1 protein-coding gene is annotated in these 1,122 nt (G+C 52.6%); it reads left to right on the top strand.

Annotated elements, in window-relative coordinates; translation table 11 throughout:
- The first annotated feature begins 148 nt into the window (after window positions 1-148).
- Window positions 149-1,102: an IS110 family RNA-guided transposase gene (locus FQ664_RS25710; RefSeq protein ID WP_144175810.1), complete on the top strand. Its 954-nt coding sequence runs from the start codon at window positions 149-151 to the stop codon at window positions 1,100-1,102.
- Window positions 1,103-1,122: the final 20 nt, after the last annotated feature.

The following is a 1,122-nucleotide window of genomic DNA, read 5'->3' as shown; positions in this document are numbered from 1 at the left end:
AGCAGTACAGACCGTGGGAGACATCGCCCCACCTCTTCCACCAAAGCGCCGATAAAGAATGCATCGTTTGCAAGCGACGATAGAAGCAAGCCAGCGCCTCTTGGTGAAACCCCTTCAAGCCGAAGAACCATAACGTGAGGAACCGCCCGTGGCAATGCAGGTTGGCAAGGTGATCGTAGGTGCGGATGTCGCGAAAGCTGAGCTGGTGATTCATCACGATGATCGTGATGAGATTGTCAGACTGAAGAATTCCAAACTCGAAATCAAAAGATGGCTGAAGCAACAGCCCCTCAACACGGCCATTGCCGTTGAGGCGACCAATGTCTACCACCTGGACTTGGTTGAGCTAGCCCACAGCATGGGGTTCGAGGTTTATGTCATTGATGGATTCCAACTGAGCAACTACCGAAAAAGTGTTGGAGGCCGGGTTAAAACTGACCCTTCCGATGCTCGATTACTGTCCCGTTTTCTGAAGAATGAAGGTGAGGATCTTCGCCCTTGGAGCCCGCCTCCCACCGTCTACGGCAAGCTTCAGAGCCTCCTTCGACGCAGAGCCGCCTTGGTGACTGCTCGTACTGCAATGACTCAGAGCTGGGCTAACGAAAGCCTTTTGAAGGCCGCCTTCGAAACTTTTGTGAAGTCGATAGATCGGCTGGATCAGTTGATCCAAAAGAAGATTAAAGAAGTGCTGCGAGAAGCTGGGCTGCAGGAACAAGTCGCTCGCTGCCAGGCAGTAGAGGGTATTGGTTTTCTCACCGCCGCAGCATTGGTGATGGCTTTTATGAGGGGCGAGTTCAAAAGCAGTGACTCGTACATTGCATTCCTAGGAATGGATTTACGAGTCAGTGATTCCGGACAGAAGAATGGACGCCGTCGCCTCACCAAACGAGGTTGCTCAGAAATCCGTCGCCTGTTGCATAACGCGGCGATGGCCGCCAGCAGGTCGGCCGCTTGGAAAGGGCTTTACGAACAACATCGGAATGCTGGTAAAGCAACGACCCAAGCTCTGGTAATCCTTGCTAGAAAGCTCGCGCGGGTGGCATTCGCCCTGATGAAAAATCAGGACGAATATGTCACCAAAGGCGGGAAACTGGCTTGCTGAAAACCATAGAATCTCCCACA

It is taken from the genome of Pseudomonas persica (genome assembly GCF_900291015.1).
Lineage (GTDB): Bacteria > Pseudomonadota > Gammaproteobacteria > Pseudomonadales > Pseudomonadaceae > Aquipseudomonas.
The sequence above is the reverse complement of the archived record's forward strand: the minus strand, read 5'-3'. Positions and strand labels throughout refer to the sequence as shown.